Below are 24,807 nucleotides of genomic sequence, written 5' to 3' on the forward strand. Positions count from 1 at the left end.
ATCAATTAACCGCCGGGAGGCGTCCGCAAGCCGCGCCGCCGACGTGACGCCGTTCCGGCTGGACCCGCCGGACCTTACGCCGCGTCGGCGTCGGTGGTGAAGCTCTCGCCGCAGCCGCATTCGGCATTGGCGTTCGGGTTGCGGAAAAGGAACTGTTCACCCAATCGCTGCTTGACCAGGTCGATCTGGGTGCCGTCGACCTGCGGCAGGCTCAGCATGTCGACATAGATGCGCACCCCGTCCTGCTCGAACACGGTGTCGCCAGCGCGCTCTTCCTTGGCCAGGTCGGCCACGTGCTGCCAGCCCGAGCAACCGGTCTTGGTCACGCCGAAGCGCAGGCCGATCGCGTCGGGGGTCTCGACGAGGAAGCGCTGCACGCGGGCGAGCGCGGCGGGGGTCAGGCTGATGCTCATGAAAACTCCGTTGATGCTGCCATTATAGGTGTTTGCAGCAGGGCTTCCGAGGCGGATGCAATCGCTTCGGCTGGTCCGTCCCGGTAAACTCCGGCCCTCTCCATATCGGCCCGAACAGGCAAGGATTCAAGGCATGACGGTGGTCAGCGTCGAACATGCGCTCGCAGGCAAGTTGCCCGCCGGTGGCGAAGTCACGGTCCGCGGCTGGGTGCGCACCCGGCGCGACTCCAAGGCCGGGCTGAGCTTCGTCAATGTCAGTGACGGTTCCTGCTTCGCGCCGATCCAGGTGGTCGCGCCCAGCACCCTGCCCAATTACGAGGACGAGGTGAAGCACCTGACCGCCGGCTGCTCGGTGATCGCCACCGGCGAGCTGGTGGCCTCGCAGGGCCAGGGCCAGGGCTTCGAGATCCAGGCCAGCAAGGTCGAGGTGGTCGGCTGGGTCGACGACCCGGAGACCTACCCGATCCAGCCCAAGGCGCACTCGCTGGAGTTCCTGCGCGAGGTCGCCCACCTGCGCCCGCGGACCAACCTGTTCGGCGCGGTCACCCGCATCCGCCACTGCCTGGCGCAGGCGGTGCATCGGTTCTTCCACGAGCAGGGCTACTACTGGATCACCACCCCGATCGTCACCACTTCCGACGCCGAGGGCGCCGGGCAGATGTTCCGGGTCTCGACCCTGGACATGGCCAACCTGCCGCGCGACAAGAGCGGCGCGGTGGATTTTTCGCGCGACTTCTTCGGCAAGGAAACCTTCCTGACCGTGTCCGGCCAGCTCAACGTCGAGGCGTATTGCCTCGCCCTGAGCAAGGTCTACACCTTCGGCCCGACCTTCCGCGCCGAGAACTCCAACACCACCCGCCACCTGGCCGAGTTCTGGATGGTCGAGCCGGAGATCGCCTTCGCCGACCTGCTGCAGACCGCCGGGATCGCCGAGGACTTCCTCAAGTACCTGTTCCGCGCGGTGCTGGACGAGCGCGGCGACGACATGGCGTTCATCGCCGAGCGCGTGCAGAAGGACGCAGTGACCCGGCTGGACGCGTTCATCAACGCGCCGTTCGAGCGGATCGACTACACCGACGCGATCGGCCTGCTGCAGAAGTCCGGGCACAAGTTCGAGTTCCCGGTCGAATGGGGCCTGGACCTGCAGACCGAGCACGAGCGCTGGCTGACCGAGCAGCATGTCGGTCGCCCGGTGGTGGTGACCAACTATCCCGAGCACATCAAGGCGTTCTACATGCGCCTCAACGACGACGGCAAGACGGTCGCGGCGATGGACGTGCTGGCGCCGGGCATCGGCGAGATCATCGGCGGTGCGCAGCGCGAGGAGCGACTGGACGTACTCGACGCGCGCATGGCCCAGTTCGGCCTCGATACGGAGCACTACGGCTGGTACCGCGACTTCCGCCGCTACGGCACGGTGCCGCACTCGGGCTTCGGCCTCGGCTTCGAGCGGCTGGTGGTCTACGTTTGCGGGCTGAGCAACATCCGCGACGCGATCCCCTACCCGCGCGCCCCGGGCAACGCGGAGTTCTGAGCCGGTGATCCTGTTCCTCGCCCTGCTGTTCCTCGCCCTGGCAATCGCCGGTGCGACCGCGTTCGTGATCTTCTGGCCGCTGATGCTGGTCCATGTGCGCGATCGCCACCCCGCTCTGCAATCCGATCTCGGCTCCAACGCCTTCGCCCGGCCATCGGCATGGCTGTGGCTGCTGCGCGGCGGCTACCGGGCGATGGGCGACCGCAACCTCGATGGCCTCGCCACCCCGGCGCGGGTCGCGCTGTGGGTGATCATCGCCGGTCTGGTCGGCGCCGGAGTCCTTTACCTGCTGTCGTTGGTGGCCTCATGAGTACGGATGACAACAGCCAGTGGTGGCTGGCCGCCCTCGGCCGCACCGTGATCTGGGCACGCCTGAGGGTGCTCGACGCCGGCACCGCCGAGGTGTTCGACAGCGACGGCAACACCCTGCCCTACGACAGCGAGGACAGCGCCCGCGCCGCTCTGATGGACGCCGAGTTCACCGCGCTGGATGGCATGGACGAGGACGATGCCACCGCGCGCGGTCTCAGCCTTGAGGAACTGATCCCGCCGCAGGCCGACGATGACGGTCAGTTGCGCGAGCGGATGGTGCAGAAACTGCCGGCCCGGCGCTGAGACCCTCCATGTATCCGCCCTCCGCATTCGTCGAAACCGACCTGGTCGCACTCGACGCGCTGCTGGCCGATGACAACTTCATCACCCTGGTCACAGTGCGCGATGGGCTGCCCACGGTAAGCCACCTGCCGGTGCTGTACCGGCGCGAGGGCGAGGCGATCGAGCTCGTGGGCCATTTCGCCCGGCCGAACCCGCAGGCGCGCCACGCCGGTCCGGCCATCGCGGTCGTGCACGGGCCGCACGCCTATGTCTCGCCGAGTTGGTACCCCGACAAGGAAACCGAAGCCCGGGTGCCGACCTGGAACTACGCGGTGGCACACCTGCACGGCAAATTGCACACCTTCGATGACGAGCCGTCGTTGTCCGCACTGGTTGGCGAACTCAGCGACCGTCACGAAGCGATCGTCGGCGGCGATTGGCGCTTCCAGCCGGAGCGCGACGACCAGCGCGTACAGCTGCGCGGGATCATCGGCTTTCGCGTGCGGGTCGAGCAGGCCAACCTGAAGTTCAAGCTCAACCAGAACCACCCGCCGGCCAACCGCGCTGCCGTAGCCGATCGCCTCGACGCCCTCGGTGGCGACCGTGGCCGGGCGATCGCGCGGCTGATGCGCGAGCGCATGGCCCGCCCGATCGCAGGAGACTGAAGATATGGACCTGAACCTCACCGGCCGGCACGCCCTCGTCTGCGGCGCATCCGAAGGCATCGGCCGGGCGGCGGCGCATGAACTGGCCCTGCTCGGCGCCGACGTGACCGTGCTGGCGCGACGCGAAGAATCCCTGCGCGAGGTCGCGGGAAACCTGCCGCGCACCGACCACCAGCACCACGGCTGGATCGCGGCCGACGTCGCCGATACCGACAAGCTGCGCGCGCAGGTCGAGGCGCTCGTCGCCGGCAAGCCGGTGCACATCCTGGTCAACAACACCGGTGGCCCGCCCGGCGGCGCCGTGTGCAATGCCGACATCCCGGCATTCCTGGACGCCTTCAACAAGCACCTGGTCGCCAACCACACGCTGTTGCAGGCGGTGTTGCCCGGGATGCGGACCGACGGCTGGGGTCGCGTGGTCAACGTGATCTCGACCTCGGTGCGCGAGCCGATCGCCAACCTCGGCGTGTCCAACACCACCCGCGGCGCGGTCGCGAGCTGGGCCAAGACCCTGTCGCGCGAACTCGCCGGCGACGGCATCACCGTCAACAACGTGCTGCCGGGCTTCACCGAGACCGGCCGCATCGCGCAGATTCTGTCCGACCGCGCCAAGGCCACCGGCCAAAGCGAGCAGCAGATCGCCGACGGCATGCGCAAGACCGTGCCGGCGGGACGTTTCGCCCAGCCGGGGGAAGTCGCCGCCGCCATCGCGTTCCTGTGTTCGCCGGCCGCCGCCTACATCAACGGCGTCAGCCTGGCCGTCGACGGCGGCCGCATGCAGTCGATCTGATTGGCACCGGACGGCGACGTATCCACGGCGTCCGCGCTAAGCTTTGCGGATGCGCCTGACCCACTGGATCGACGGCAAAGCACGCGAAGCGGCCTCGGGTCGCTGGCTTAATGTCTTCGATCCGGCCCTGGGCCGCGCGTTCGCCGAAGTGGCCGACGGCAACGCCGCCGATGCGGAAGCCGCCGTCACCGCCGCGCAGGCCGCGTTCCCCGGCTGGTCCGCACAGCGCAACAGCGAGCGCGCCCGCTGGCTGGAAAAGTTGGCCGACGCGCTGGAAGCCCGACTCGACGACTTCGCCCACGCCGAGTCGCGCGACGGCGGAAAACCCATCAAGCTCGCCCGCGAAGTCGAGATCCCGCGCGCGGTCAGCAACCTGCGTTTCTTCGCCCATGCCGCGACCCAGTTCGCCAGCGAGTCCCACCACGGCGAAGCCGGGCTCAACTACACGCTGCGCGCTCCCCTCGGCGTGGTCGCGACGATCTCGCCGTGGAACCTGCCGCTGTACCTGCTGACCTGGAAGATCGCGCCGGCGCTGGCCGCCGGCAACACCGTGGTCGCCAAGCCTTCGGAGATCACCCCGGTCACCGCAACCATGCTGGCCGAACTGGCGGCGGAGATTGGCTTCCCGGCCGGTGTGCTCAACATCGTCCACGGCCGCGGGCCCGAGGTCGGCGAACCGCTGGTAACCCACCCGCAGGTCAAGGCGGTGTCGTTCACCGGCAGCACCGCGGTCGGCCGCCGCATCGCCGGGTTGACCGCGCCGTTGCTGAAGAAACTCTCGCTCGAACTCGGCGGAAAGAACCCCACGCTGGTGTTCGCCGACAGCGACTGGCGCGACCATCTCGAGACCGTCGTCCGCTCCGCGTTCCAGAACTCGGGGCAGATCTGCCTGTGCGGCTCGCGGATCCTCATCGAGCGCGGCATCTACAACGAGTTCCGCGACGCACTGGTCGAACAGGCGCTGACACTGCGCATCGGCGACCCGATCGACGAGGACAACCAGCTCGGCCCGCTCGTGTCGCAAGACCATTTCGACAAGGTCGTGGCGGCGCTGCAACGCGCCCGCGACGAAGGCGGCAACGTCCTTTGTGGCGGCAACCCGCTCGACCGCCCCGGCTGGTTCGTCGCCCCGACCGTGATCGACAACCTCGGCCCCGACTGCACGAGCAACCGCGAGGAGATCTTCGGTCCGGTCGTCACCCTGCAACCGTTCGACAGCGACGACCACGCCCTCGCCCTCGCCAATGCCGGCGACTACGGCCTCGCCGCGTCGGTCTGGACCCGCGACCTCAACCGCGCCCACCGCATGGCCGCCGAACTGCGCGCCGGCATGGTCTGGATCAACACCTGGCTGCAACGCGACCTGCGTACGCCGTTCGGCGGCGCCGGCAGTTCCGGCCTCGGCCGCGAAGGCGGCCTGGAAGCGATGCGATTCTTCACCGACGCCAAGAACGTCGGCCTCCACATTGGATAAACCTGCATGAATTCACTGAAAGAACTGCTGCACAAGAACCGCGAATGGGCCGACCGCATCAGTGCCGAGGATCCCGGCTTCTTCGAACGCCTGTCGCGCCAGCAGGCGCCGGAGTTCCTCTGGATTGGCTGCTCGGATTCACGGGTACCGGCCAACCAGATCATCGACGTCTCGCCGGGCGAGGTGTTCGTCCACCGCAACATCGCCAACGTCGTCGTCACCAGCGACCTCAACTGCCTGTCGGTGATCCAGTTCGCGGTCGACGTGCTCAAGGTCAAACACATCCTGGTGGTCGGCCACTACGGCTGCGGTGGCGTACACGCGGCGTTGCACGGCAAGCGCCTCGGACTGGCCGACAACTGGGTACGCCACGTCACCGACGTCGCCGAGAAGCACGCCGCCAGCCTGCGCGCGTTCGAGGACGACGAGCTGAAGCACGACCGCATGTGCGAGTTGAACGTGCTCGAGCAGGTGGTCAATGTCTGCCACACCACCATCGTCCGTGACGCCTGGAGCCGTGGCCAATCGTTGTCGGTGCACGGCTGGGTCTACACCCTGCGCGACGGCCGCGTGCACGACCTCCGCGCCAACGTGAGTTCCGCCGAGTCGCTGCCGGGAATCTATGCCGACGCCCTTTCCCGCATCCAGGTCGACCGCGAGGATCGATGAGATGAGTGACGCGATCCATGCCAGCAGCGCACCCCGGCCGGTCGGCAGCTATCCTCATGCCCGGCGCGTCGGCAACCTGCTGTTCCTCTCCGGCATCGGCCCGCGCGACCACGACACCAACGCCATCGTCGGCAACATCCACGATGCCGACGGCCGCCTGCTGAGCTACAACATCGACGCCCAGGCGCGCGCGGTGTTCGCCAATGTCCGCGCGGTGCTGGAGGCCAGCGGCGCGCGCTGGCAGGACCTGGTCGACGTGACCGTCTACCTGACCGACATGGACGCCGACTTCGCGCGCTACAACGCGGTCTGGGCCGAATATTTCCCCGACATCGACCACGCCCCCTGCCGCACCACCGTCGGCATCAGCGCGCTGCCGACGCCGATCGCGATCGAACTGAAGTGCGTTGCCGTCGTGAAGGAGTGACCGATGTTGCCGAACCCGATCAACCTGCAGGCATGGATCGACGAGCATCGCCACCTGCTCAAGCCCCCCGTCGGCAACAAGGTGATCCATGACGGTGATTTCATCGTGATGGTGGTCGGCGGCCCGAACGCGCGCACCGACTACCACCTCGACGAGGGCCCCGAGTGGTTCCACCAGTTGGAAGGCGAGATGGTGTTGCGGGTGCAGGAGGATGGCGCGGTCCGCGACATCCCGATCCGTGCCGGCGAGACCTTCCTGCTGCCGCCACGTGTGCCGCATTCCCCGCAGCGCATGCCCGATTCGGTCGGCCTGGTGATCGAACGCCGACGCCTGCCGCACGAGAAGGACGGTCTGATGTGGTTCTGCGAGCGCTGCAACCACAAGCTGTATGAGGAGTTGTTCCAGCTGCGCGACATCGAACAGGACTTCCCGCCGGTGTTCGACCGCTTCTACGCATCGATCGAGCACCGCACCTGTGGCGAGTGTGGACACTTGAATCCCGCGCCGGCCAAGTACACCGAAGGCAGCGCCTGAGCGCACGCGTCCAGACGCTCTCCACTGTCCGTATCCAGGGGAATCTTCATGAAACCATGCCGGCAATGGATGTACGTCTGGCTCGCCGTTTTCGTGTTGCAGCCGGGTACCGCCAGCTCCCAGGAGCCAGACTCGGCGGGACCCTCGATCGTCATCCACGCGGGCGCGCTGCTGGCGAACCCGGGGCAACCTGCGATGGGACCGCAAACGATCGTCGTCAGGGACGGGAAGATCGTCGCGGTCCAAACGGGACTGAGGCCCGCCGTCGATTTCGGAGCCGACGCCCGTCTCATCGACCTGTCCGACAAGTTCGTGATGCCCGGCTTGGTCGACCTCCACATGCACTTGGCCATCATCATGGATGCCAGCATGGAAACCGCCGGTTCGGAAGCGCGACTCGCACTTTCGGCCGCCGGTTTCGCGAAGCGCCTGCTAGAAGCCGGCGTCACCACGGTACGTGACGTGGGGGACAATACCGGTGTGACGTTCGCCTTGCGCGATGCGTTCGCCGAGGGTTGGGTGCCCGGTCCCCGCGTATTTGCCGCCGGCAGGATAGTGTCGCGAACCGGCGGCCACGGCGCCGAGCCCGCGCGGCCGGGCGAATTGTCCTATCAGCCTGCGACCTGCAACGGGACCGAGTCGTGTCGACGGGTCGTTCGCGAGAACATTGAGCGGGGCTCTGACTGGATCAAGGTCACCGTGTCCGGCTCTGGGAGCGAGTTGAGCGGCCATGCCGATGCCGCACCGATCCTGTTCGACGATGAAATGAAAGCCATTGCGGAGTCCGCGCGACAGGCCGGGCGCCCGATCGCTGCCCACGCGCACAGCACGGCCGCCATCAACCTGGCACTGGCATCTGGCGTGCGGACGATCGAGCACGGAACCTATTTCGACGACCGCTCCGTCGAGCTGTTCAAGCGCAACGGCGCGTTCCTGATGCCCACGACATTCGTGGCGACCTTCGTGCGTTCCAACCTGGACATGATCGCCGGCCCGGCCGGCAAGCAGCGCGATGAGCTCAGGCAGTGGACGGATGACGCGATGGGCACCGCCGGCCGTGCATGGCGTGCCGGCATCCGCCTCGGCCTGGGCACCGATGGCGGGCCGAGTGTCGGGCCCGATGCCACCGCACGCGAGGTCGGACTGTACGTGGCGAGCGGGGTGCCGCCCGCGGAGGCGATCAAGGCCGCCACTTCGAACGGCGCGGAGATCCTCGGCATGGCCGACGAACTGGGACGGATCCAGCCCGGCTACTTGGCCGACATCATCGCCGTCGATGGCAATCCGGTCGACGATCCGGCGCACCTGCGCAACGTGGCGTTCGTCATGAGGAATGGCGTGGTCTACAAACTCGACAACGCCGCCCCCCTTCCCCGCCCCGTCGACGCCGACGCGGCCGGATCAACGGTGGAAGTAGACTGACCCGATGCTCAAGATCGACACCCACGCCCACTGCCTGCCGCGCGACTGGCCCGACCTGGCGCGCAAGTACGGCGACCTGCGCTTTCCGGTGATCCACCACACCGAGGACGGGCGCCACCGGATCTACAAGGACGGCAAGTTCTTCCGCGAGATCTGGTCGAAGACCTGGGACCCTCAGGAGCGTATCGACGACTACGCCCAGTTCGACGTGCAGGTGCAGGTGCTGAGCACGGTGCCGGTGATGTTCTGCTACTGGGCGCGGCCGCACCATGCGCTGGAACTGCACCAGGCGCTCAACGACCACATGGCCCAGGCCTGCCGCGACTATCCGCGCCACTACGCCGGCATTGGCACGGTGCCGCTGCAGTCGCCGCGACTGGCGATCCAGGAGCTGGAGCGCTGCATGGACCAGCTCGGCCTGCAGGGCGTGCAGATCGGCAGCCATGTCGGTGACTGGAACCTGGATGCACCCGAGCTGTTCGAGTTCTTCCAGGCCGCCAGCGAACTGGGCGCGGCGATCCTGGTGCATCCGTGGGACATGATGGGCACCGACACCATGCCCAAGTATTGGTTGCCGTGGCTGGTCGGGATGCCGGCCGAGCAGTCGCGCGCAGCCTGCAGCCTGATCTTCGGCGGCGTGCTGGAACGGCTGCCGAAACTGAAGATCTGCCTCGCCCACGGCGGCGGCAGCTTCCCCTACACGATCGGCCGGATCGAGCATGGCTTCAACATGCGTCCGGACCTGGTCGCCACCGACAATCCACGCAACCCGCGCGAGTACCTGAGCCGGCTGTATTTCGACTCCTGGGTCGCCGACGACGCCGCGCTGCGCTACCTGCTCGACACCTGCGGGGTCGACCGGGTGATGCTCGGCACCGACTACCCCTTCCCGCTCGGCGAACAGGCGCCAGGCGCCGGCATCGCCTCTTTGCAGCTGGATGAAGCCGCGCAGGCCCGGCTGTACCACGGCACCGCGCTGGACTGGCTCGGGCTGCCGAAGACGCGCTTCGCCTGACCCGCGTCGCCATTAACCACAAAGAGACTCCATGACCGACCCGTATCCGCTCGACCTCGCCCACGCCCGCGCGCTCGACGCCGCCGATCCGCTGCCGACGCTGCGCGCCGAGTTCCACGTGCCGCGGCATGGCGACGGCGAGCAGGCCTACTTCGTCGGCAACTCGCTGGGCCTGCAACCGCGCGGCGCCCGCGCCCAGGTCGAGGACGTGCTCGACAAGTGGTCGATGGAAGCGGTCGAAGGCCACTTCCGCGGCAACTCGCAGTGGATGAGCTACCACCATCTGATGAGCGAGTCGCTGGCGCGGCTGGTCGGCGCGCGGCCGCAGGAAGTGGTGGCGATGAACTCGCTGACGGCCAACCTGCACCTGATGATGGTGAGCTTCTACCGGCCGACCGCCGAGCGTCCGGCGATCCTGATCGAGGCCGGCTCGTTTCCGTCGGATCGCTACGCCGTCGAGTCGCAGATCGCGTTCCACGGCTTCGACCCGACGACCGACCTGATCGAACTCGCGCCCGACCAGCCCGGCGGGCTGTTCTCGATGGAAGCGATCGGACGCGCGATCGCCGAACACGGCCCGCGCCTGGCGCTGGTGCTGTGGCCGGGGGTGCAGTACCGCACCGGCCAGGCGTTCGATCTCGCCGAAATTACCCGGCTGGCGCATCAAGCCGGCGCGCTGTGCGGCCTCGACCTCGCCCACGCGGTCGGCAACACCGAACTGGCGCTGCACGACAGCAACGCCGACTTCGCGGTCTGGTGCCACTACAAATACCTCAACAGCGGTCCGGGCGCGGTTGCCGGCTGCTTCGTCCACGAACGCCATGCCGACAACCGCGAGCTGCCGCGGTTCGCCGGCTGGTGGGGCCACGACGCCAGCACCCGCTTCCAGATGGGCCCCGATTTCGTGCCTACCTCCGGCGCCGAGGGCTGGCAGCTGAGCAACCCGCCGATCCTCGGGCTGGCCCCGCTGCGCGCCTCGCTCGACCTGTTCGACCGGGTCGGCATGCCGGCGCTGCGGGCCAAGTCGCTGCGCCTGACCGGCTACCTAGAGGCGCTGATCGATGCGCACCTCGGCGACATCCTCGAAGTGCTGACCCCGAAGACGCCGGCGCAGCGTGGCTGCCAGTTGTCGATCCGGGTCCGCGGCGGTCACGAGCAGGGCCGCGAATTGTTCGGATACCTGTCCGACAACGGCGTGCTCGGCGACTGGCGCGAGCCCGACGTGATCCGCATCTCGCCCGCGCCGCTGTACAACACCCACGAAGATGTCCTGCGCTTCGTGCTGGCCACCCTGGCTTGGCGCGATACCCTCTGAGCCGGCAATTGCCGCTCAATCTGACGGAAGGGGCGAACACCGGTGCAGGCTGACAATCCCAGGCATCTCACCATCATCGGCGCCGGCCTCGCGGGCGCCCTGCTCGCCACCCTGCTGGCCCGACGCGGCTGGCAGGTCGACGTCCACGAGAAGCGCAGCGACCCGCGCGAACGCGACCTCGAACGCGGCCGATCGATCAACCTCGCCCTGGCCGAGCGCGGCCGCCATGCCCTGCGCCAGGCCGACGCCGACGACGCGGTGATGGCGCAGGCAGTGATGATGCGCGGGCGCATGGTCCACTTCGCCGACGGTCGCACCGACCTGCAGCGCTACGGGCGCGACGACAGCGAGGTGATCTGGTCGGTCCACCGCGGCGAACTCAACCAGGTGCTGCTCGACATCGCCGAGCGGGCCGGCGCCAAGGTGCATTTCCACCAGCGTCTGGACCGGGTCGACTTCGACCGGCGCATCGCGTTCTTCGGCGACGAGCGCGACGACAGCCAACGCGAGGTACAGTTCCAGACCCTGGTCGGGGCCGACGGCGCCGGTTCGGTGCTGCGCGGGGCGATGGCGGCCGAGACCGGCACCGAGGGTCGTACCGATTTCCTCGACCATTCCTACAAGGAACTGGAGATCCCGCCGGCCGCCGATGGCAGCTTCCGGATGGAGGCCAACGCCCTGCATATCTGGCCGCGTGGCCGCTACATGTGCATCGCGTTGCCGAACGACGAGTCGACTTTCACCGTCACGTTGTTCCTGCCCAATCAGGCCGACCCCGACGCCGGCGTTCCGGGCTTCGACACCATTCGCACCGGCGCGGAGGCCCGCGCGTTGTTCGAGCGCGAGTTCCCCGACGCCTCGCGCCTGATACCGGAACTCGAGCGCGATTTCGACCACAACCCGACCGGGATCCTCGGCACCCTGTACCTCGACCGCTGGCACCTGGACGATCGCGCGGTGCTGGTCGGCGATGCCGCGCACGCGATGGTGCCGTTCCACGGCCAGGGCATGAACTGCGCGTTCGAGGACTGCGTGGCGCTGGCCGAACACCTCGACAGGACCCCCGACCGCGCCGCCGCGTTCGCCGCATTCCAGGCCGAGCGTCTGCCCAACGCCCGCGCGATCCAGCACATGGCGCTGGAGAACTACCTGGAAATGCGCGACCGCGTCGACGACGACGACTACCTGTTGCAGCGAGAACTGGAACGCAGGCTCGCCGACCGCCACCCAGACCGCTTCGTCCCGCGCTACGCGATGGTCACTTTCCGCCACCTGCCCTACGCCGTCGCCCTGCAGCGCGGCAACCTGCAACGCGAGCTGCTGGTGGAGTTGACCCGCGGGCTTGACAGCCTGGACAGCCTGGACTGGGACTCGGTCGATGCTACGGTGGTGGCACGGCTACAACCGTTACCGCCAGAGAGCTAGGTGACCGCTCTTGTAGGAGCGACGTAAGTCGCGACCCGCCGACCGACCGAACGATGTACAGGTAGCGACTTACGTCGCTCCTACGACCAAAGAAGTCCCCGTCCCGAGACACGAAGTCCACCCCGCACGATCGACGCGACCACCCCTGACCGATGCCAGCCAGCTTCCTGTTCTACGACCTCGAAACCTTCGGCGCGGACCCGCGCAGCAGCCGCATCGCCCAGTTCGCCGCGATCCGCACCGATGCCGACCTCAATCCGGTCGACGATCCGATCAGCATCTTCGTCAAACCGGCCGACGACCTGCTGCCCTCGCCGGTCGCGACCCTGATCACCGGCATCACCCCGCAACATGCGCAGCGCGAGGGCATGACCGAGGCCGCCGCGTTCGCCCTGATCCACGAGGAGATGTCGCGTCCCGAGACCTGCAGCCTCGGCTACAACTCGCTGCGTTTCGACGACGAATTCGTCCGCTACGGATTCTTTCGCAACTTCTTCGACGCCTACGAACGCGAATGGCGCGGTGGCAACTCGCGCTGGGACCTCCTCGACGTTTTCCGCTTCGCCCACGCCCTGCGCCCGGAGGGACTGGTCTGGCCCAAGCGCGAGGACGGCACCCCGTCATTCAAGTTGGAGCACCTGGCCGAGGCCAACGACGTGCGCGAAGGCGACGCCCACGAAGCGTTGTCGGACGTGCGCGCCCTGATAGGGCTCGCCCGCAAGCTCAAGACGGCACAACCGAAGCTGTGGGATTACGCCCTGCGCCTGCGCGACAAGCGCCATGCCGCCAGCCTGCTCGACACCGTGGCGATGACGCCGGTGCTGAACGTCTCGCAGCGCTTTCCCGCCAGCCGGCTGTGCGCCGCCCCGGTGATCCCGCTGGCGCGGCACCCGCACATCGACAACCGGGTGATCGTGTTCGACCTGACCCAGGACCCGCAGGACCTGCTCGACCTCGACGCCGAAGCCATCGCCGCGCGCCTCTATGTGCGGGCCGCCGACCTGGCCGAGGGCGAGCAACGCGTGGCGCTCAAGGAGATCCATCTCAACCGCAGCCCGGCGCTGTCGGCCTGGGCACACCTGCGCCCCGAGGATTTCGAACGGCTCGGGATCGATCCGGTGCAGGCCGAAGCCAACGCGGCCCGCCTGCGCGCCGCCGGGCCGGGGCTGGCCGAGAAAGTCCGCCAGGTGTTTGCCCGCGAGCGCGAGCAGCGCGTCGTCGACATCGATACCAGCCTTTACGACAGCTTTATCGGCGACGGCGACAAGCGGCTGTTCCCGAGTGTCCGCAGCACCCCGCCCGAAGCCTTGGGCATGGCCACGTTTGCGTTCCGCGACCCGCGCCTGCCGGAGCTGCTGTTCCGCTACCGTGCCCGCAACTGGCCCGGGACGCTGTCGGCCAGCGAGCGTGCGCGCTGGGACGACTATCGACGCCAGCGGTTGCTCGGTGACCCGCAGGCGGTCGAGTACGGGTTCGAGCGCTTCGACGCCGAACTGGCCGAACTGCGCGCAACCCACGCCAACGATCCGGACCGGCTCGCCCTGCTGGAGCACCTCGACAGCTGGCGCCGCGACATCGAGCACAGCCTCACCTGAGGCCTCGGGCTGTTGTAGGAGCGGCTTTAGCCGCGAGCGGAAAGTTGGTCGCCCGCGCCGATTCCAGATCGCGGCTAAAGCCGCTCCTACAGAAAAAACAGAGCTGCAGGGCCGAGTTACGATAATCCCATGTCCACCTACTTCACCGCCGCCAGCTTCAAGTTCCTGCGCAGCCTGGCGCGCAACAACAACCGCGACTGGTTCCACGCCCACAAGGCCGATTACTACGCCCATGTCCGCGGCCCGTTCCAGCGCTTGCTGACCGACCTGCAGCCGGTCGTCGCCGAGGTCAGCCCGCACTTCCGCGCCGATCCCAAGGCCATCGGCGGCTCGCTGTTCCGGATCCAGCGCGATACCCGCTTCGCCAACGACAAGTCGCCCTACAAGTCCTGGCAGGGCGCGCGCCTGTTCCACGAGCGCCGGCGCGAAGTCGAGGCCCCATCGTTCTACCTGCACCTGCAAGGCGGCAACTGCTTCGTCGGTGCCGGCCTGTGGCATCCGGGGTCCGACACCGTGCGCCGGGTGCGGCACTTCATCGTCGACAATCCAGCCAGTTGGAATACCGCCGCGCACGGCCAGCGCCTGCGTCGCCGCTTCGAACTCGATGACAGCGAAATGCTGGTGCGGATGCCACGCGGCTTCCCACCCGAGTTCGAGTTCGCCGACGACCTGCGGCGCAAGAACTTCGTCGCCATCCGCGCGATCGATGACGCGGTAATGACCGGTCCGGGACTGCTGAGGACCCTGCGAACCGACCTCGCCACCCTCGCCCCGTTCGTCGACTACCTCTGCGCGGCGCTCGACCTGGAGTTCTGAAATGAAGAAGTGGATCGCCCTGATCGTCCTCCTCGGCGTGCTCCTGCTGGGCTACCTCGCCGCCGGCCCGTTCATTGCCTATAGCGCGATCCGCGAGGCGGTGCAGACGCAGGACACCGCCGAACTGGCGGAGCACGTCGACTTCCCTGCCTTGCGCGGCAACCTCAAGCTGCAGGTCGACGACTACGTGGTGCGCAAGGCCGGAGCGGACGCGCAGTCGAGCCTGCTCGGTGCGTTCGCGGTGCGGATTGCCAGCGGCCTCGCCGGCGGCATGGTCGATACGATGGTGACGCCGGCGGGCATCGGCGCCTTGATGGAGGGGCGCTCGCTCTGGCACCGGGCCAGTGGCGGCGGCATCACCGACAACACCTACGAGACGGCCCCTACGCCGGACCGCCTGCGTGACGCCAGCTATGGTTTCGAGTCGCTATCGCGGTTCACCGCGACCATCGAGGACGAGGATGGCGACCCGGTCACCTTCGTCCTGAGCCGCCAGGGGCTGGCGTGGAGGCTGACGGATATCCGGTTGCCGCTGGGCGATGAACCAGACGCCGATCGGTAACGGCGTTGTTCTGTAGGAGCGGCTTTAGCCGCGATCGGGAATCGGCACGGGCGGACAGTTTCAGATCGCGGCTGAAGCCGCTCCTGCAAAATCCTTGGGCTGCGCGGGCTACCTTTTCGGATTCGCCACGCCGTGGGGCACGTGGCCGGCGGTCACCAGGCCGCGGGCCGACTCGATGTTGTGCTCGGAATCATCGAAGAAGATGTCGGCGCCGAACGCCTCCAGGAACGGTCCCTTGGAACGCCCGCCGAGGAACAATGCCTCGTCCAGGCGGATCCCCCACTCGCGCAGGGTGCGGATCACCCGCTCGTGCGCCGGTACCGAGCGCGCGGTGACCAGCGCGGTGCGGATCGGTGCCTCCTCGCCGGTCGGGAACGCGGCCTGCAACCGGTGCAGGGCATCGAGGAAACCGCGGAACGGCCCGCCCGACAACGGCTCGCCGGCGTGGCTGCGCTCGTGCTCGGAGAACGCGGCCAGCCCACCCTCGCGCGAGACCCGCTCGCTTTCGTCGCCGAAGATCACCGCGTCGCCGTCGAAGGCGATGCGCAACTGGTCGGGCCGGTGGTGCGGCGCGCGCGGCGAGAGCAGCGCGCCGGGCAACAACGTCGCCGCGGCGACGCCGGCCGCCAGCGCACTGCGCACGTCCTCGCCATGGGTCGACAGGAACAGGTCGGCGCCGAATGGCCGAATGTAGGGGAACGGCGGCGCCCCGTTGCTGAATGCCGCGCGCTTGATCGACAGCCCGTGGTGGGCGATCGAGTTGAAGATGCGCAGCCCGGTGTCGGCCGAGTTGCGCGAGATCAGGATCACCTCGACCCGCGGCGCCTCCGGTGGCGATCCGTCGTTGAGGCCGAGCAGTTTGCGCACCAGCGGGAAGGCGATGCCGGGCTGCAGCAGGTCATCCTCGTGGCTGCGCTGGAACGCGGCGTAGGCGTCCAGTCCCTCGCGCTCGAATAGCGCATGGCTGTCCTCCAGGTCAAACAGGGTGCGCGAGGAGATCGCGACGATCAGCGGGTTGGCATTCGCGTCTGGCATGTCGCCATTGTGCCGGGTCGGGGTCGCACGCGGTGCGACGGTGCGGCGTCAACCGCTGGTGAACTGCTCGGCCAGCATCCGTTCCTCGAGGTTGTGCTCCGGGTCGAACAGCAGGGTCACGGTGCGGTCGTGCGACTCGCGGATCATGACCTCGACCACGTCGCGGACTTCATGCGAGTCGGCGGTGGCGCTGACCGGGCGCTTGTAGGGGTCGAGCACGCGGAAACGGATCTCGGTGTCGGCCTTGAGCACGGCACCGCGCCAGCGTCGGGGGCGGAACGCGGCGATCGGGGTCAGGGCGACGACGTTGGTGCCCAGCGGCAGGATCGGGCCGTGCGCGGAGAAGTTGTAGGCGGTGCTGCCCGCCGGGGTCGCGACCAGCACGCCATCGCAGATCAGTTCGTCGAGGCGGACCTGGCCATTGAGCTCGATCGACACGTGCGCGGCCTGGCGCGTCTGGCGCAGCAGCGACACCTCGTTGTAGGCCAGCGAACCGACGGTGGTGCCGGACTCGGTCTGCACCAGCATCTCCAGCGGTCGCAGCACCGCCGGCTCGGCGGCGTGGATGCGCTCGAGCAGGCCGTCGAACGCCAGGTGGTTCATCAGGAAACCGATCGTGCCCAGCTTCATCCCGTACACCGGCTTGCCGAGGCCGCCGTGGCGATGCAGGGTCTGCAGCATGAAGCCGTCGCCACCGAGCGCGACCAGGACGTCGGCCTGTTCGGGCGGATGGTCTTCGTGTCGTGCCAGCAGTTGCGCGCGCGCGGCCTGGGCCTCGTCGGCGGCGCTGGCGAGGAAGGCGATGCGGGGCGAGTCGCCGATCGGCAGTGGCGGAGTCATGGCCGCAGGATAACGCAGGACAAAATCGGGCAGGCAAAAACACGAACGGCGACCCGGGACTGCCCCCGGATCGCCGCTCGCTGGTGTTGCCGGACGCGTTGCTTGCGTCGCGACTACGCCGTACCGGCCGAGGCGACCTGGGCCAGTCGACGCACGGCCACGGACACGGTCGGGTAGTCGAGCGTCTTCTGGTTCAGCAGGTCGGTCAGCATCGCCTGGGTGAACCGCAGGGTCGGATCGTCGCGCTTGAGCCAGGTGGCCACCTTCTCGCCGGCCGGCTTCTTGCCGCCGGTGGCGAGAATCTGCCCGACCAGGGCGCGCTGCTGGGCACCCAGTTCGTCGCGCAGGGCACCGCGAGCCAGGGCCTGCCAGCGTCCATCGACCGGCAGCGCCTCGATCTGCGCATACAGCCACGGCAGGTGCAGCGCCGCGCCCAGGCTGAAGTAGGCACGGGTCACTTCGACCGGCGACAACTTGCGGGCGTGGGCGATCTCGACGATGTCGCAGCCGAACTCCAGCATCGGCAACCCGGCCAGCTCCTCGGCCAGCGAATCCGGCAGGCCCTTGGCCTTCCAGTCCCGGAGGTCGGCGTTGAACTCCTCGCGGCGGACATCCGACATCGTGCTCGGCAACGCATCACGCACCGCCTTGAGGCCGTCGCCGTAGCGCGCCATCGCGGTGGTGATTTCCGGCATCGCCCCGGGGCGCGACAGCAGCCAGCGCGACATGGAGCGCATCAATTGCCAGATCGTCTGCAACGCATCGATCTGCACGCCTTCGGGCACCTTGCCGTCGAGCGCGTCGATCTGCGCCCAGAGCGCGCGCGCATCGATCGCTTCGCGGGCGATGGTGTAGGCCTCGGCCACCTCGCCGGCGCTGCGACCGGTGTCTTCCTGCATGCGCAGGGTGAACGTCGCGCCCATCCGGTTGACCATCGAGTTGGTCACCGCGGTGGCGATGATCTCGCGCTTCAGGCGGTGGTTCTCCATCGCCTTGGCGTACTTCTTCTGCAACGGCTCCGGGAAGTAGCGCACCAGTTCCTTCGACAGATACGGGTCCTCCGGCACGTCGGAGTCGACCAGCTGCTGGAACAGCACCAGCTTGCTGTACGACAGCAGCACCGCCAGCTCAGGCCGGGTCAGGCCCTGGCCGCGCGTCTTGCGCTCGGCGATCTCGGCGTCGCTGGGCAGGTACTCGATCTGGCGATCCAGCAGGCCCTGCGACTCCAGGGTGTGGATGAAGTGCTGCTTGGAGCCCAGCCGCGGGATCGACATCCGTTCCATCAGGCTGATCGCCTGGTTCTGCCGGTAGTTGTCGGTCAGCACCAGCGATGCGACCTCGTCGGTCATCGACGCCAGCAGCTTGTTGCGCGCCGGCAGGGTCAGCGTCTTCGCCTGCACCTGCGCGTTGAGCAGGATCTTGATGTTGACTTCATGGTCGGAGGTGTCGACACCGGCGGAGTTGTCGATGAAGTCGGTGTTGAGCAGCACGCCGTGCTGCGCCGCCTCGATGCGACCGATCTGGGTCATGCCGAGGTTGCCGCCCTCGCCCACCACCTTGCATCGCAGGTCGCGGCCGTCCACGCGCAAGGCGTTATTGGCACGGTCGCCGACGTCGGCATGGCTCTCGCTGCTGCCCTTGATGTAGGTGCCGATGCCGCCGTTCCACAGCAGGTCGACCGGCGCTTTGAGGATCGCGCTCATCAGCTCGGTCGGGCTCAGCGCGCCGACGTCACCGTCGATGCCGAGCGCCTCGCGCACCTGCGGCGACAACGGGATCGACTTGGCCGAGCGTGGGAACACGCCGCCACCCTTGCTGATCAGCGAGGTGTCGTAGTCCTCCCAGCTCGAACGCGGGATCTTGAACATGCGCTGGCGTTCCTTGAACGTCACCGCCGCATCCGGGTTCGGGTCGAGGAAGATGTGGCGGTGGTCGAACGCGGCGACCAGGCGGATGTGCTTGCTCAGCAGCATGCCGTTGCCGAACACGTCGCCGGACATGTCGCCGATGCCGACCGCGGTGAAGTCCTGCTTCTGGCTGTTGCGACCCATCGCCAGGAAGTGGCGCTTGACCGACTCCCACGCGCCGCGGGCGGTGATGCCCATGCCCTTGTGGTCGTAGCCGACCGAACCGCCGGAGGCGAACGCATCGTCGAGCCAGTAACCGTGCTCGCGGGCGATGCCGTTGGCGATGTCGGAGAAGGTCGCGGTGCCCTTGTCGGCGGCGACCACCAGGTACGGATCGTCCTGGTCGTGGCGGACCACGTTGGCCGGATGCACGACCTTGTCATCGACCAGGTTGTCGGTAATGTCGAGCAGGCCGTTGATGAACATCTTGTAGCAGGCCACGCCCTCGGCCCACACCGCGTCTCGGTCACCGCCGGTCGGCGGCCGCTTGCTGATGAAGCCGCCCTTGGAACCGACCGGCACGATCACGGTGTTCTTGACCATCTGCGCCTTGACCAGGCCCAGCACCTCGGTGCGGAAATCCTCGCGCCGGTCCGACCAGCGCAGGCCGCCGCGGGCGACCGGCCCGAAGCGCAGGTGGATACCCTCGACGCGCGGGCCGTAGACGAATATCTCGCGATACGGACGCGGCTTGGGCAGGTCCGGCACGTTGGCCGAATCGAACTTGTAGCTGACGTAGCCCTTGTCGTCACCGTCGCCGGTCGACTGGTAATAGCTGGTGCGCAGGGTCGCCTCGATCACACCGATGAAACTGCGCAGGATGCGGTCCTCGTCGAGGCTCGACACGCGGTCGAGCAGGCTCTTGAGGGTGTTGCGGGTGGCGGCGATCTGCACGTCGCGATTGCCGCTGCGCGAGGCGATGACCGGCTTGAGCGCCGCCAGCAACGCCTCGTCACCTGCGCAGATGCGCGCGAACTGGGCGGACAGTTGTTCCATCCCGGCCTTGACCTCGGCCTTGCTTTCCTTGCCGGTGGACGGATCGAAGCGGGCCTCGAACAGCTCCACCATCAGCCGCGCCAGCGCGGGGTAGCGGATGAAGGTGTCCTCGACGTAGGCCTGCGAGAACGGCACGCCGACCTGCTGCAGGTACTTGCTGTAGGCGCGCAGCGTCGCGACCTGGCGCCACGACAAATGGGCGGCGAGGATCAACTGGTTGAAGCGGTCGTTCTCGGCGTCGCCGCGCCAGATCCGCGCGAACGCCTCGACGAAGTTCTCGTCGATGTCGGCGATGTCGGCCTCGGCGTTGGCGATCTCGACCTCGAAGTCCTGGATGTACAGCAGGCTGCTGTGCGCGTAGAGCCGGTACGGATGCTCGGAGATCACCCGCAGGCCCATGTTCTCCATGGTCGGCAACGCATCCGACAGGGGGATGTCGTCGTTCTGGCGATAGAACTTGAAGCGCAGGCCACCCGCGCCGGGGCGGGTGCGGTACAGGCTCAGGCGCAGGTCGTCCGGGCCCTTCAGTGCGGCGAGGTGCTCGACGTCGTCGGCGGCGATCGCGACCGACACGTCCTCGATGTAACCGGCCGGCAACGCGCGGCCGTAACCGTTGGCCAGCGCCAGGCCGCGCTGCTCGCCGTGGCGTTCGACCAGCAGCTCGCGCAGGTCGTCGCGCCAGTTGCGCACGATCTCGGCCAGCTCGGCCTCGATCGCGGCGTTGTCGACCTGGATCGCCTCGCCCGACTTCGGCCGCACCAGCAGGTGCAACTGGGCCAGCGGCGACTCGCCGAGGACCACGGTGGTATCGATGTGCTCGCCGTGCAGCACGCGCTTGAGCATCGCCTCGATGCGCAGGCGCACGTCGGTATTGAAGCGGTCGCGCGGGATGTAGACCAGGCCGGAGAAGAACCGGCCGTAGCGGTCACGGCGCAGGAACAGCTTGCTGCGCACGCGCTCCTGCAGGCCGAGGATGCCGGTCGCGGTCTTCAGCAATTCCTCGCCGCTGGACTGGAACAGCTCGTCGCGCGGCAGGGTTTCCAGGATGTGGCGCAACGCCTTGCCGCTGTGGCTGTCGCCGGGCAAGCCGGACTTCTCCATCACGTAGTTGTGGCGCTCGCGCACCAGCGGGATGTCCCACGGACGGCGGTTGTAGGCGCTGGAAGTGTACAGGCCGAGGAAGCGGTCCTCGCGCACCGGCTTGCCCTTGGCATCAAAGCTGAGGATGCCGATGTAATCCATGTAGCCGGGACGGTGGACGGTCGCGCGGGCATTGGTCTTGGTCAGGATCAGCGCGTCGACCGAACCGGAGTTCGGCATGTAGTGAGCTGCCAGCGAGGCCAGCGGTCGCGGCTTGCGGGTGTCCTGGCCGCGCAGCAGGCCCAGGCCGGAGCCCTTGATCGCGCACAGCACTTCCTGCCCGTCCTTCTTCACCACCTCGTACGCGCGGTAGCCGAGGAAGGTGAAGTGGTTGTCGGCAGCCCAGCGCAGGAATTCCTGCGCCTCCTTGCGACCCTCCTCGCTGACCGGCAACTTGCGTTCGCCCAGTTCGTCGGCGACTCCCAGCATCTTGCCCTGCATGGCCGACCAATCGGTGACCATCGCGCGCACGTCGGCCAGCACCGCCAGCACGGCCTGCTCGACCTTTGGCATCGCGTCGGCCGGCAGCCGGTCGATTTCCAGGTGCATCAGCGATTCCGGCTCGCCTTCGCCGACCTTGACCAGCTTGCCGGCCTTGTCGCGCTTGAACGGCACCACCGGGTGGCCGAGCACGTGCACGCCGATGTCCTGTTCGGCCAGCGCCATGGTCACCGAGTCGACCAGGAACGGCATGTCCTCATTGGCGACCTGCAACACCGTGTGTGGCGACTCCCAGCCGTGGGTCTTCAGGGTCGGATTGAACAACCGCACCCGCGCAGTGCCGGACTTGCGGTTGCGGGCGAAATCGAGGAAGTCGCAGGCCAGCGCAGCCCAACCTTCGGGCGAGTGCTTGGGCATCTCGTCCTCGCCCATGCGCTTGTAGAACGCCTTGACGAAGGCCTCGCCATCCGCCTGGCCGGCCTTGGGGAAACGCTTGCCCACCGCATTGAGGATCGGCTTGAGCGACACCGCGTCGCTCTTGCTGGCGGTGCTCGCCGGGAACTCCACCGGTGCGCGCTTGCGCGTCGCGGCCTTCTTCGGGGCGGCCTTCTTCGGGGCGGCACTCTTCGGGGCGGCACTCTTCGGGGCGAGGGACGTCGCCGCGGCGGTGGCGCCGGCGCGCGCGGAGGACTTGGATTTGGGCTTGGTGCTCATGTGAACGGGTTGTCCAATGCAGTGAGGCCCGCGCGTTTGCGCGGGCCATGGCCAGGTTTCAGTGCAGGTGGAGGGGCATGCGGGCGATGCGGGCGGCCGGAGCCGCCGCGTCACGCGCAGCGATCGGGATATCGCGGCGATCGCAACCGCGCTGCGCATGGCAGGCCGCGGTGAACCGGCAGTTCGGGGGATGCATGGTCAGCGCAGCCCGGTCTCATGGCGGGCGATCACGAGGCGCTGGATCTCGCTGGTGCCTTCATAGATCTCGGTGATCTTGGCGTCGCGGAAGTAGCGCTCGATCGGCATTTCCTTGGAGTAACCCATGCCGCCGTGGATCTGCAGCGCCTGGTGGGTGATCCACATCGCCGCCTCGGACGCGGTCAGCTTGGCGACCGCCGCCTCGGTGGTGAAGCGGCTTCCCTGGCCCTTGGTCCACGCCGCACGCAAGGTCAGCAGCAGCGAGGCGTCGAGCTTGCACTTCATGTCGGCGATCTTGGCCTGGGTCATCTGGAACGCGCCGATCGGCTGGCCGAAGGCCTTGCGCTCCTTCACGTACTCCAGCGTCGCCTCGTAGGCCGCGCGGGCGATGCCGATGGCCTGGCTGGCGATGCCGATGCGGCCGGCGTCGAGCACGCCCATCGCGATCTTGAAGCCGTGGCCTTCCTCGCCAAGAACGTCCTCGGGGCGGGCGACGTAATCGTTGAACTCGATCTCGCAGGTGGCCGAGGCACGGATGCCGAGCTTGGGTTCGGTCTTGCCGCGGCCGAAGCCCTCGCGATCGCCATCGACGATGAAGGCGGTGATGCCGCGTGCGCCCTTGTCCGGGTCGGTCATCGCGAACAGCACGAAGTACTTGGCGACCGGACCCGAGGTGATCCAGCTCTTCTTGCCATTGATCTTGTAACTGCCGTCGGCCTGCCTGACCGCCTTGCAGCGCATCGCGGTGGCGTCGGAGCCCGACTGCGGCTCGGTCAGCGCGAACGCGCCGATTTCCTTGCCTTCGGCGATCGCGCGGACGTAGGTCTGCTTCTGCTCTTCGGTGCCGTGGGTCAGGATGCCGTTGCAGAACAGCGAGTTGTTGACCGAGACGATGGTCGAATGGGCGGCGTCGGCGGCGGCGATCTCGACCATCGCCAGCACGTAGGAGATCGGGTCCATCCCGGAGCCGCCGTACTCGGCCGGCACCTCGATGCCCATCAAGCCGTTTTCGCCGAGGGTGCGGATATTGTCGAGCGGGAACTCGCCGGTCCGATCGTGGTGCTCGGCGCTCGGCGCGATCTTCTCCTGCGCGATGCGGCGCGCCACGTCCTGGATCATCAACTGTTCTTCGGTGAAGCCAAAATCCACGTCGGCACCTCGGTTGGGGGCAGCAATCGGGCAATTGTAGCCCTGCGTTCGCAATAACCGAACCCGTAACCGAACCTCACCATCGGCCTTCGCGGCCTTCCGGCTTGACCATGGGGTGTCCGGACAGCACACTTATCGCTGTATCGCGATAAGCGCATGAAAGGCTGGGTGGAAACATGGATCTGGAAGGCTGGTCGTCACGGCTCAAGGTGTTTGCCGACGCCACCCGGGTGCGCCTGCTCGCCCTGATCGAACGCGAAGAGCTGACCGTGGCCGAGCTGTCGGCGATCACCCGCCTCGCCCAGCCCCGGGTGTCGACCCACCTGGCCAAGCTCAAGGACGCCGGTTTGGTGCGCGATCGTCGTGCCGGCGTATCGGCCTACTACCGCTTCGAAGACGCAGCGCTCGACCACGCCCAGAGGACGCTGTGGACCACCCTGCGCGAAGGCAGCGACGACCCGCTGCTGCGCCAGGACGCCGAGCGCGTGCCGGCGGTGCTGGCGATGCGCGCGGCCGACCAGAACTGGGCCGATTCGGTCGCCGGCGACATGGAGCGTCACTACTCGCCCGGCCGCACCTGGGAGGCGATGGCGCGCTCGGCGCTGCCATTGCTGGAACCCGGCGACGTGCTCGACATCGCGTCCGGTGACGGCGTGCTGGCCGAACTGCTGGCGCCGCATTCGCACCGCTACGTGTGCCTGGATTCCAGTACCAAGGTCGTGCTGGCGGCGTCCGAGCGCCTGCGCAAGCTCAAGAACGTCGAAGTGCGCGAAGGCGACATGCACGCCCTGCCCTTCGACGACGCCCATTTCGACCTGGTCGCGCTGATGCACGCGCTGACCTATGCCGACGAGCCCGCCAAGGCCGTCGCCGAGGCCGCGCGCGTGCTGCGCCCCGGCGGCCGGCTGCTGCTGACCAGCCTGGCCAGCCACGAGCACCGTTCGGTGGTGGAAGCCTATGGCCACGTCAACCTCGGCTTCAGCGAGAAGGAGCTGTCGCGGTTTGCGACCAGGGCCGGCTTCGAGATCGTCAGTTGCGAGACCGTCACCCGCGAACGCCGTCCGCCGCACTTCGCGGTGATCGCCTTGATCGCCCGCAAGAAGGCGGCCCGCAAACGCGCATGAACTTTCGATGCAG

At 67.8% G+C, this 24,807-nt stretch carries 22 protein-coding genes; 17 read left to right on the forward strand and 5 right to left on the reverse strand.

From position 1 onward, the window contains the following. Positions 1 to 74: 74 nt before the first annotated feature. On the reverse strand, positions 75 to 413 hold the full coding sequence (locus SNE34_RS12055) for a HesB/IscA family protein (protein WP_332617555.1): 339 nt from the start codon (positions 411 to 413) through the stop codon (positions 75 to 77). Positions 414 to 546: 133 nt separating this feature from the next. On the opposite strand from SNE34_RS12055, the gene asnS reads away from it, so the two are divergent. The 16 genes from asnS to SNE34_RS12135 all read left to right on the forward strand — a co-directional run bounded on the left by asnS (position 547) and on the right by SNE34_RS12135 (position 15,250). Next, positions 547 to 1,947 carry an asparagine--tRNA ligase gene (asnS, locus tag SNE34_RS12060; RefSeq protein WP_332617557.1) on the forward strand — a complete coding sequence of 467 codons (1,401 nt, stop codon included), beginning with the start codon at positions 547 to 549 and terminating at the stop codon, positions 1,945 to 1,947. Between the two features lie 4 nt (positions 1,948 to 1,951). After that, positions 1,952 to 2,257, forward strand: a complete 306-nt coding sequence (locus SNE34_RS12065; protein ID WP_332617559.1) for a hypothetical protein — start codon at positions 1,952 to 1,954, stop codon at positions 2,255 to 2,257. After that, positions 2,254 to 2,562: a hypothetical protein gene (locus SNE34_RS12070; protein WP_332617561.1), complete on the forward strand. Its 309-nt coding sequence runs from the start codon at positions 2,254 to 2,256 to the stop codon at positions 2,560 to 2,562. Before SNE34_RS12065 ends, SNE34_RS12070 begins: the two co-directional genes overlap by 4 nt. Positions 2,563 to 2,570: 8 nt before the next feature. Beyond that, positions 2,571 to 3,206, forward strand: a complete 636-nt coding sequence (locus SNE34_RS12075) for an FMN-binding negative transcriptional regulator (protein ID WP_332617563.1) — start codon at positions 2,571 to 2,573, stop codon at positions 3,204 to 3,206. Between the two features lie 4 nt (positions 3,207 to 3,210). Continuing rightward, positions 3,211 to 3,996: an SDR family oxidoreductase gene (locus SNE34_RS12080; protein WP_332617565.1), complete on the forward strand. Its 786-nt coding sequence runs from the start codon at positions 3,211 to 3,213 to the stop codon at positions 3,994 to 3,996. A 49-nt stretch (positions 3,997 to 4,045) separates the two neighbouring features. After that, the gene (locus tag SNE34_RS12085; protein WP_332617567.1) at positions 4,046 to 5,470 is read left to right on the forward strand and encodes an aldehyde dehydrogenase; all 1,425 of its coding nucleotides are present in this window, start codon (positions 4,046 to 4,048) and stop codon (positions 5,468 to 5,470) included. Positions 5,471 to 5,476: 6 nt separating this feature from the next. Continuing rightward, positions 5,477 to 6,139 (forward strand): carbonate dehydratase, encoded by a 663-nt coding sequence (gene can / locus SNE34_RS12090; protein WP_332617569.1) that lies wholly within the window; start codon positions 5,477 to 5,479, stop codon positions 6,137 to 6,139. Between the two features lies 1 nt (position 6,140). Then, positions 6,141 to 6,566 (forward strand): RidA family protein, encoded by a 426-nt coding sequence (locus SNE34_RS12095; protein WP_332617571.1) that lies wholly within the window; start codon positions 6,141 to 6,143, stop codon positions 6,564 to 6,566. 3 nt (positions 6,567 to 6,569) lie between these two features. After that, on the forward strand, positions 6,570 to 7,100 hold the full coding sequence (locus SNE34_RS12100) for a 3-hydroxyanthranilate 3,4-dioxygenase (RefSeq protein ID WP_332617573.1): 531 nt from the start codon (positions 6,570 to 6,572) through the stop codon (positions 7,098 to 7,100). 69 nt (positions 7,101 to 7,169) lie between these two features. Continuing rightward, on the forward strand, positions 7,170 to 8,522 hold the full coding sequence (locus tag SNE34_RS12105; RefSeq protein WP_332617575.1) for an amidohydrolase family protein: 1,353 nt from the start codon (positions 7,170 to 7,172) through the stop codon (positions 8,520 to 8,522). 4 nt (positions 8,523 to 8,526) lie between these two features. Beyond that, the gene (locus SNE34_RS12110) at positions 8,527 to 9,537 is read left to right on the forward strand and encodes an amidohydrolase family protein (protein WP_332617576.1); all 1,011 of its coding nucleotides are present in this window, start codon (positions 8,527 to 8,529) and stop codon (positions 9,535 to 9,537) included. A 31-nt stretch (positions 9,538 to 9,568) separates the two neighbouring features. Beyond that, positions 9,569 to 10,852 carry a kynureninase gene (gene kynU / locus SNE34_RS12115; protein ID WP_332617577.1) on the forward strand — a complete coding sequence of 428 codons (1,284 nt, stop codon included), beginning with the start codon at positions 9,569 to 9,571 and terminating at the stop codon, positions 10,850 to 10,852. Between the two features lie 42 nt (positions 10,853 to 10,894). Then, positions 10,895 to 12,277 carry an FAD-dependent oxidoreductase gene (locus SNE34_RS12120; RefSeq protein WP_332617579.1) on the forward strand — a complete coding sequence of 461 codons (1,383 nt, stop codon included), beginning with the start codon at positions 10,895 to 10,897 and terminating at the stop codon, positions 12,275 to 12,277. A 152-nt stretch (positions 12,278 to 12,429) separates the two neighbouring features. Continuing rightward, positions 12,430 to 13,872: an exodeoxyribonuclease I gene (sbcB, locus tag SNE34_RS12125; protein WP_332617581.1), complete on the forward strand. Its 1,443-nt coding sequence runs from the start codon at positions 12,430 to 12,432 to the stop codon at positions 13,870 to 13,872. A gap of 129 nt (positions 13,873 to 14,001) precedes the next feature. Then, a complete protein-coding gene (locus tag SNE34_RS12130) occupies positions 14,002 to 14,688 on the forward strand; it encodes a DUF2461 domain-containing protein (RefSeq protein ID WP_332617583.1) in 687 nt (228 codons plus the stop codon). A 1-nt stretch (position 14,689) separates the two neighbouring features. Then, a complete protein-coding gene (locus tag SNE34_RS12135) occupies positions 14,690 to 15,250 on the forward strand; it encodes a DUF2939 domain-containing protein (RefSeq protein WP_332617584.1) in 561 nt (186 codons plus the stop codon). A 108-nt stretch (positions 15,251 to 15,358) separates the two neighbouring features. Here SNE34_RS12135 and SNE34_RS12140 read toward each other — a convergent pair whose 3' ends face one another. From SNE34_RS12140 to SNE34_RS12155, 4 genes are all read right to left on the reverse strand, one after another. Then, a complete protein-coding gene (locus SNE34_RS12140) occupies positions 15,359 to 16,285 on the reverse strand; it encodes a 5'-nucleotidase (RefSeq protein ID WP_332617586.1) in 927 nt (308 codons plus the stop codon). A gap of 48 nt (positions 16,286 to 16,333) precedes the next feature. Beyond that, positions 16,334 to 17,125 carry an NAD kinase gene (locus tag SNE34_RS12145; RefSeq protein WP_332617588.1) on the reverse strand — a complete coding sequence of 264 codons (792 nt, stop codon included), beginning with the start codon at positions 17,123 to 17,125 and terminating at the stop codon, positions 16,334 to 16,336. Positions 17,126 to 17,238: 113 nt separating this feature from the next. After that, positions 17,239 to 22,323 carry an NAD-glutamate dehydrogenase gene (locus SNE34_RS12150; protein WP_332617590.1) on the reverse strand — a complete coding sequence of 1,695 codons (5,085 nt, stop codon included), beginning with the start codon at positions 22,321 to 22,323 and terminating at the stop codon, positions 17,239 to 17,241. Between the two features lie 198 nt (positions 22,324 to 22,521). Further along, the gene (locus SNE34_RS12155; protein ID WP_332617802.1) at positions 22,522 to 23,697 is read right to left on the reverse strand and encodes an acyl-CoA dehydrogenase family protein; all 1,176 of its coding nucleotides are present in this window, start codon (positions 23,695 to 23,697) and stop codon (positions 22,522 to 22,524) included. A 149-nt stretch (positions 23,698 to 23,846) separates the two neighbouring features. Here SNE34_RS12155 and SNE34_RS12160 point away from each other — a divergent pair, with 149 nt between their 5' ends. Then, on the forward strand, positions 23,847 to 24,794 hold the full coding sequence (locus tag SNE34_RS12160; RefSeq protein ID WP_425604528.1) for an ArsR/SmtB family transcription factor: 948 nt from the start codon (positions 23,847 to 23,849) through the stop codon (positions 24,792 to 24,794). Positions 24,795 to 24,807: the final 13 nt, after the last annotated feature.

Origin of the sequence: Novilysobacter erysipheiresistens, from assembly GCF_036663935.1 — a bacterium.
GTDB classification, from domain to species: domain Bacteria; phylum Pseudomonadota; class Gammaproteobacteria; order Xanthomonadales; family Xanthomonadaceae; genus Novilysobacter; species Novilysobacter erysipheiresistens.

Excerpts from the sequence above, each read along its gene's own strand:
- SNE34_RS12055 (WP_332617555.1), bottom strand. The coding sequence starts at position 413 with ATGAGCATCAGCCTGACCCCCGCCGCGCTCGCCCGCGTGCAGCGCTTC.
- asnS (WP_332617557.1), top strand. The coding sequence starts at position 547 with ATGACGGTGGTCAGCGTCGAACATGCGCTCGCAGGCAAGTTGCCCGCC.
- SNE34_RS12070 (WP_332617561.1), top strand. The coding sequence starts at position 2,254 with ATGAGTACGGATGACAACAGCCAGTGGTGGCTGGCCGCCCTCGGCCGC.
- SNE34_RS12075 (WP_332617563.1), top strand. The coding sequence starts at position 2,571 with ATGTATCCGCCCTCCGCATTCGTCGAAACCGACCTGGTCGCACTCGAC.
- SNE34_RS12080 (WP_332617565.1), top strand. The coding sequence starts at position 3,211 with ATGGACCTGAACCTCACCGGCCGGCACGCCCTCGTCTGCGGCGCATCC.
- SNE34_RS12085 (WP_332617567.1), top strand. The coding sequence starts at position 4,046 with ATGCGCCTGACCCACTGGATCGACGGCAAAGCACGCGAAGCGGCCTCG.
- can (WP_332617569.1), top strand. The coding sequence starts at position 5,477 with ATGAATTCACTGAAAGAACTGCTGCACAAGAACCGCGAATGGGCCGAC.
- SNE34_RS12095 (WP_332617571.1), top strand. The coding sequence starts at position 6,141 with ATGAGTGACGCGATCCATGCCAGCAGCGCACCCCGGCCGGTCGGCAGC.
- SNE34_RS12100 (WP_332617573.1), top strand. The coding sequence starts at position 6,570 with ATGTTGCCGAACCCGATCAACCTGCAGGCATGGATCGACGAGCATCGC.
- SNE34_RS12105 (WP_332617575.1), top strand. The coding sequence starts at position 7,170 with ATGTACGTCTGGCTCGCCGTTTTCGTGTTGCAGCCGGGTACCGCCAGC.
- SNE34_RS12110 (WP_332617576.1), top strand. The coding sequence starts at position 8,527 with ATGCTCAAGATCGACACCCACGCCCACTGCCTGCCGCGCGACTGGCCC.
- kynU (WP_332617577.1), top strand. The coding sequence starts at position 9,569 with ATGACCGACCCGTATCCGCTCGACCTCGCCCACGCCCGCGCGCTCGAC.
- sbcB (WP_332617581.1), top strand. The coding sequence starts at position 12,430 with ATGCCAGCCAGCTTCCTGTTCTACGACCTCGAAACCTTCGGCGCGGAC.
- SNE34_RS12130 (WP_332617583.1), top strand. The coding sequence starts at position 14,002 with ATGTCCACCTACTTCACCGCCGCCAGCTTCAAGTTCCTGCGCAGCCTG.
- SNE34_RS12135 (WP_332617584.1), top strand. The coding sequence starts at position 14,690 with ATGAAGAAGTGGATCGCCCTGATCGTCCTCCTCGGCGTGCTCCTGCTG.
- SNE34_RS12140 (WP_332617586.1), bottom strand. The coding sequence starts at position 16,285 with ATGCCAGACGCGAATGCCAACCCGCTGATCGTCGCGATCTCCTCGCGC.
- SNE34_RS12145 (WP_332617588.1), bottom strand. The coding sequence starts at position 17,125 with ATGACTCCGCCACTGCCGATCGGCGACTCGCCCCGCATCGCCTTCCTC.
- SNE34_RS12150 (WP_332617590.1), bottom strand. The coding sequence starts at position 22,323 with ATGAGCACCAAGCCCAAATCCAAGTCCTCCGCGCGCGCCGGCGCCACC.
- SNE34_RS12160 (WP_425604528.1), top strand. The coding sequence starts at position 23,847 with ATGGATCTGGAAGGCTGGTCGTCACGGCTCAAGGTGTTTGCCGACGCC.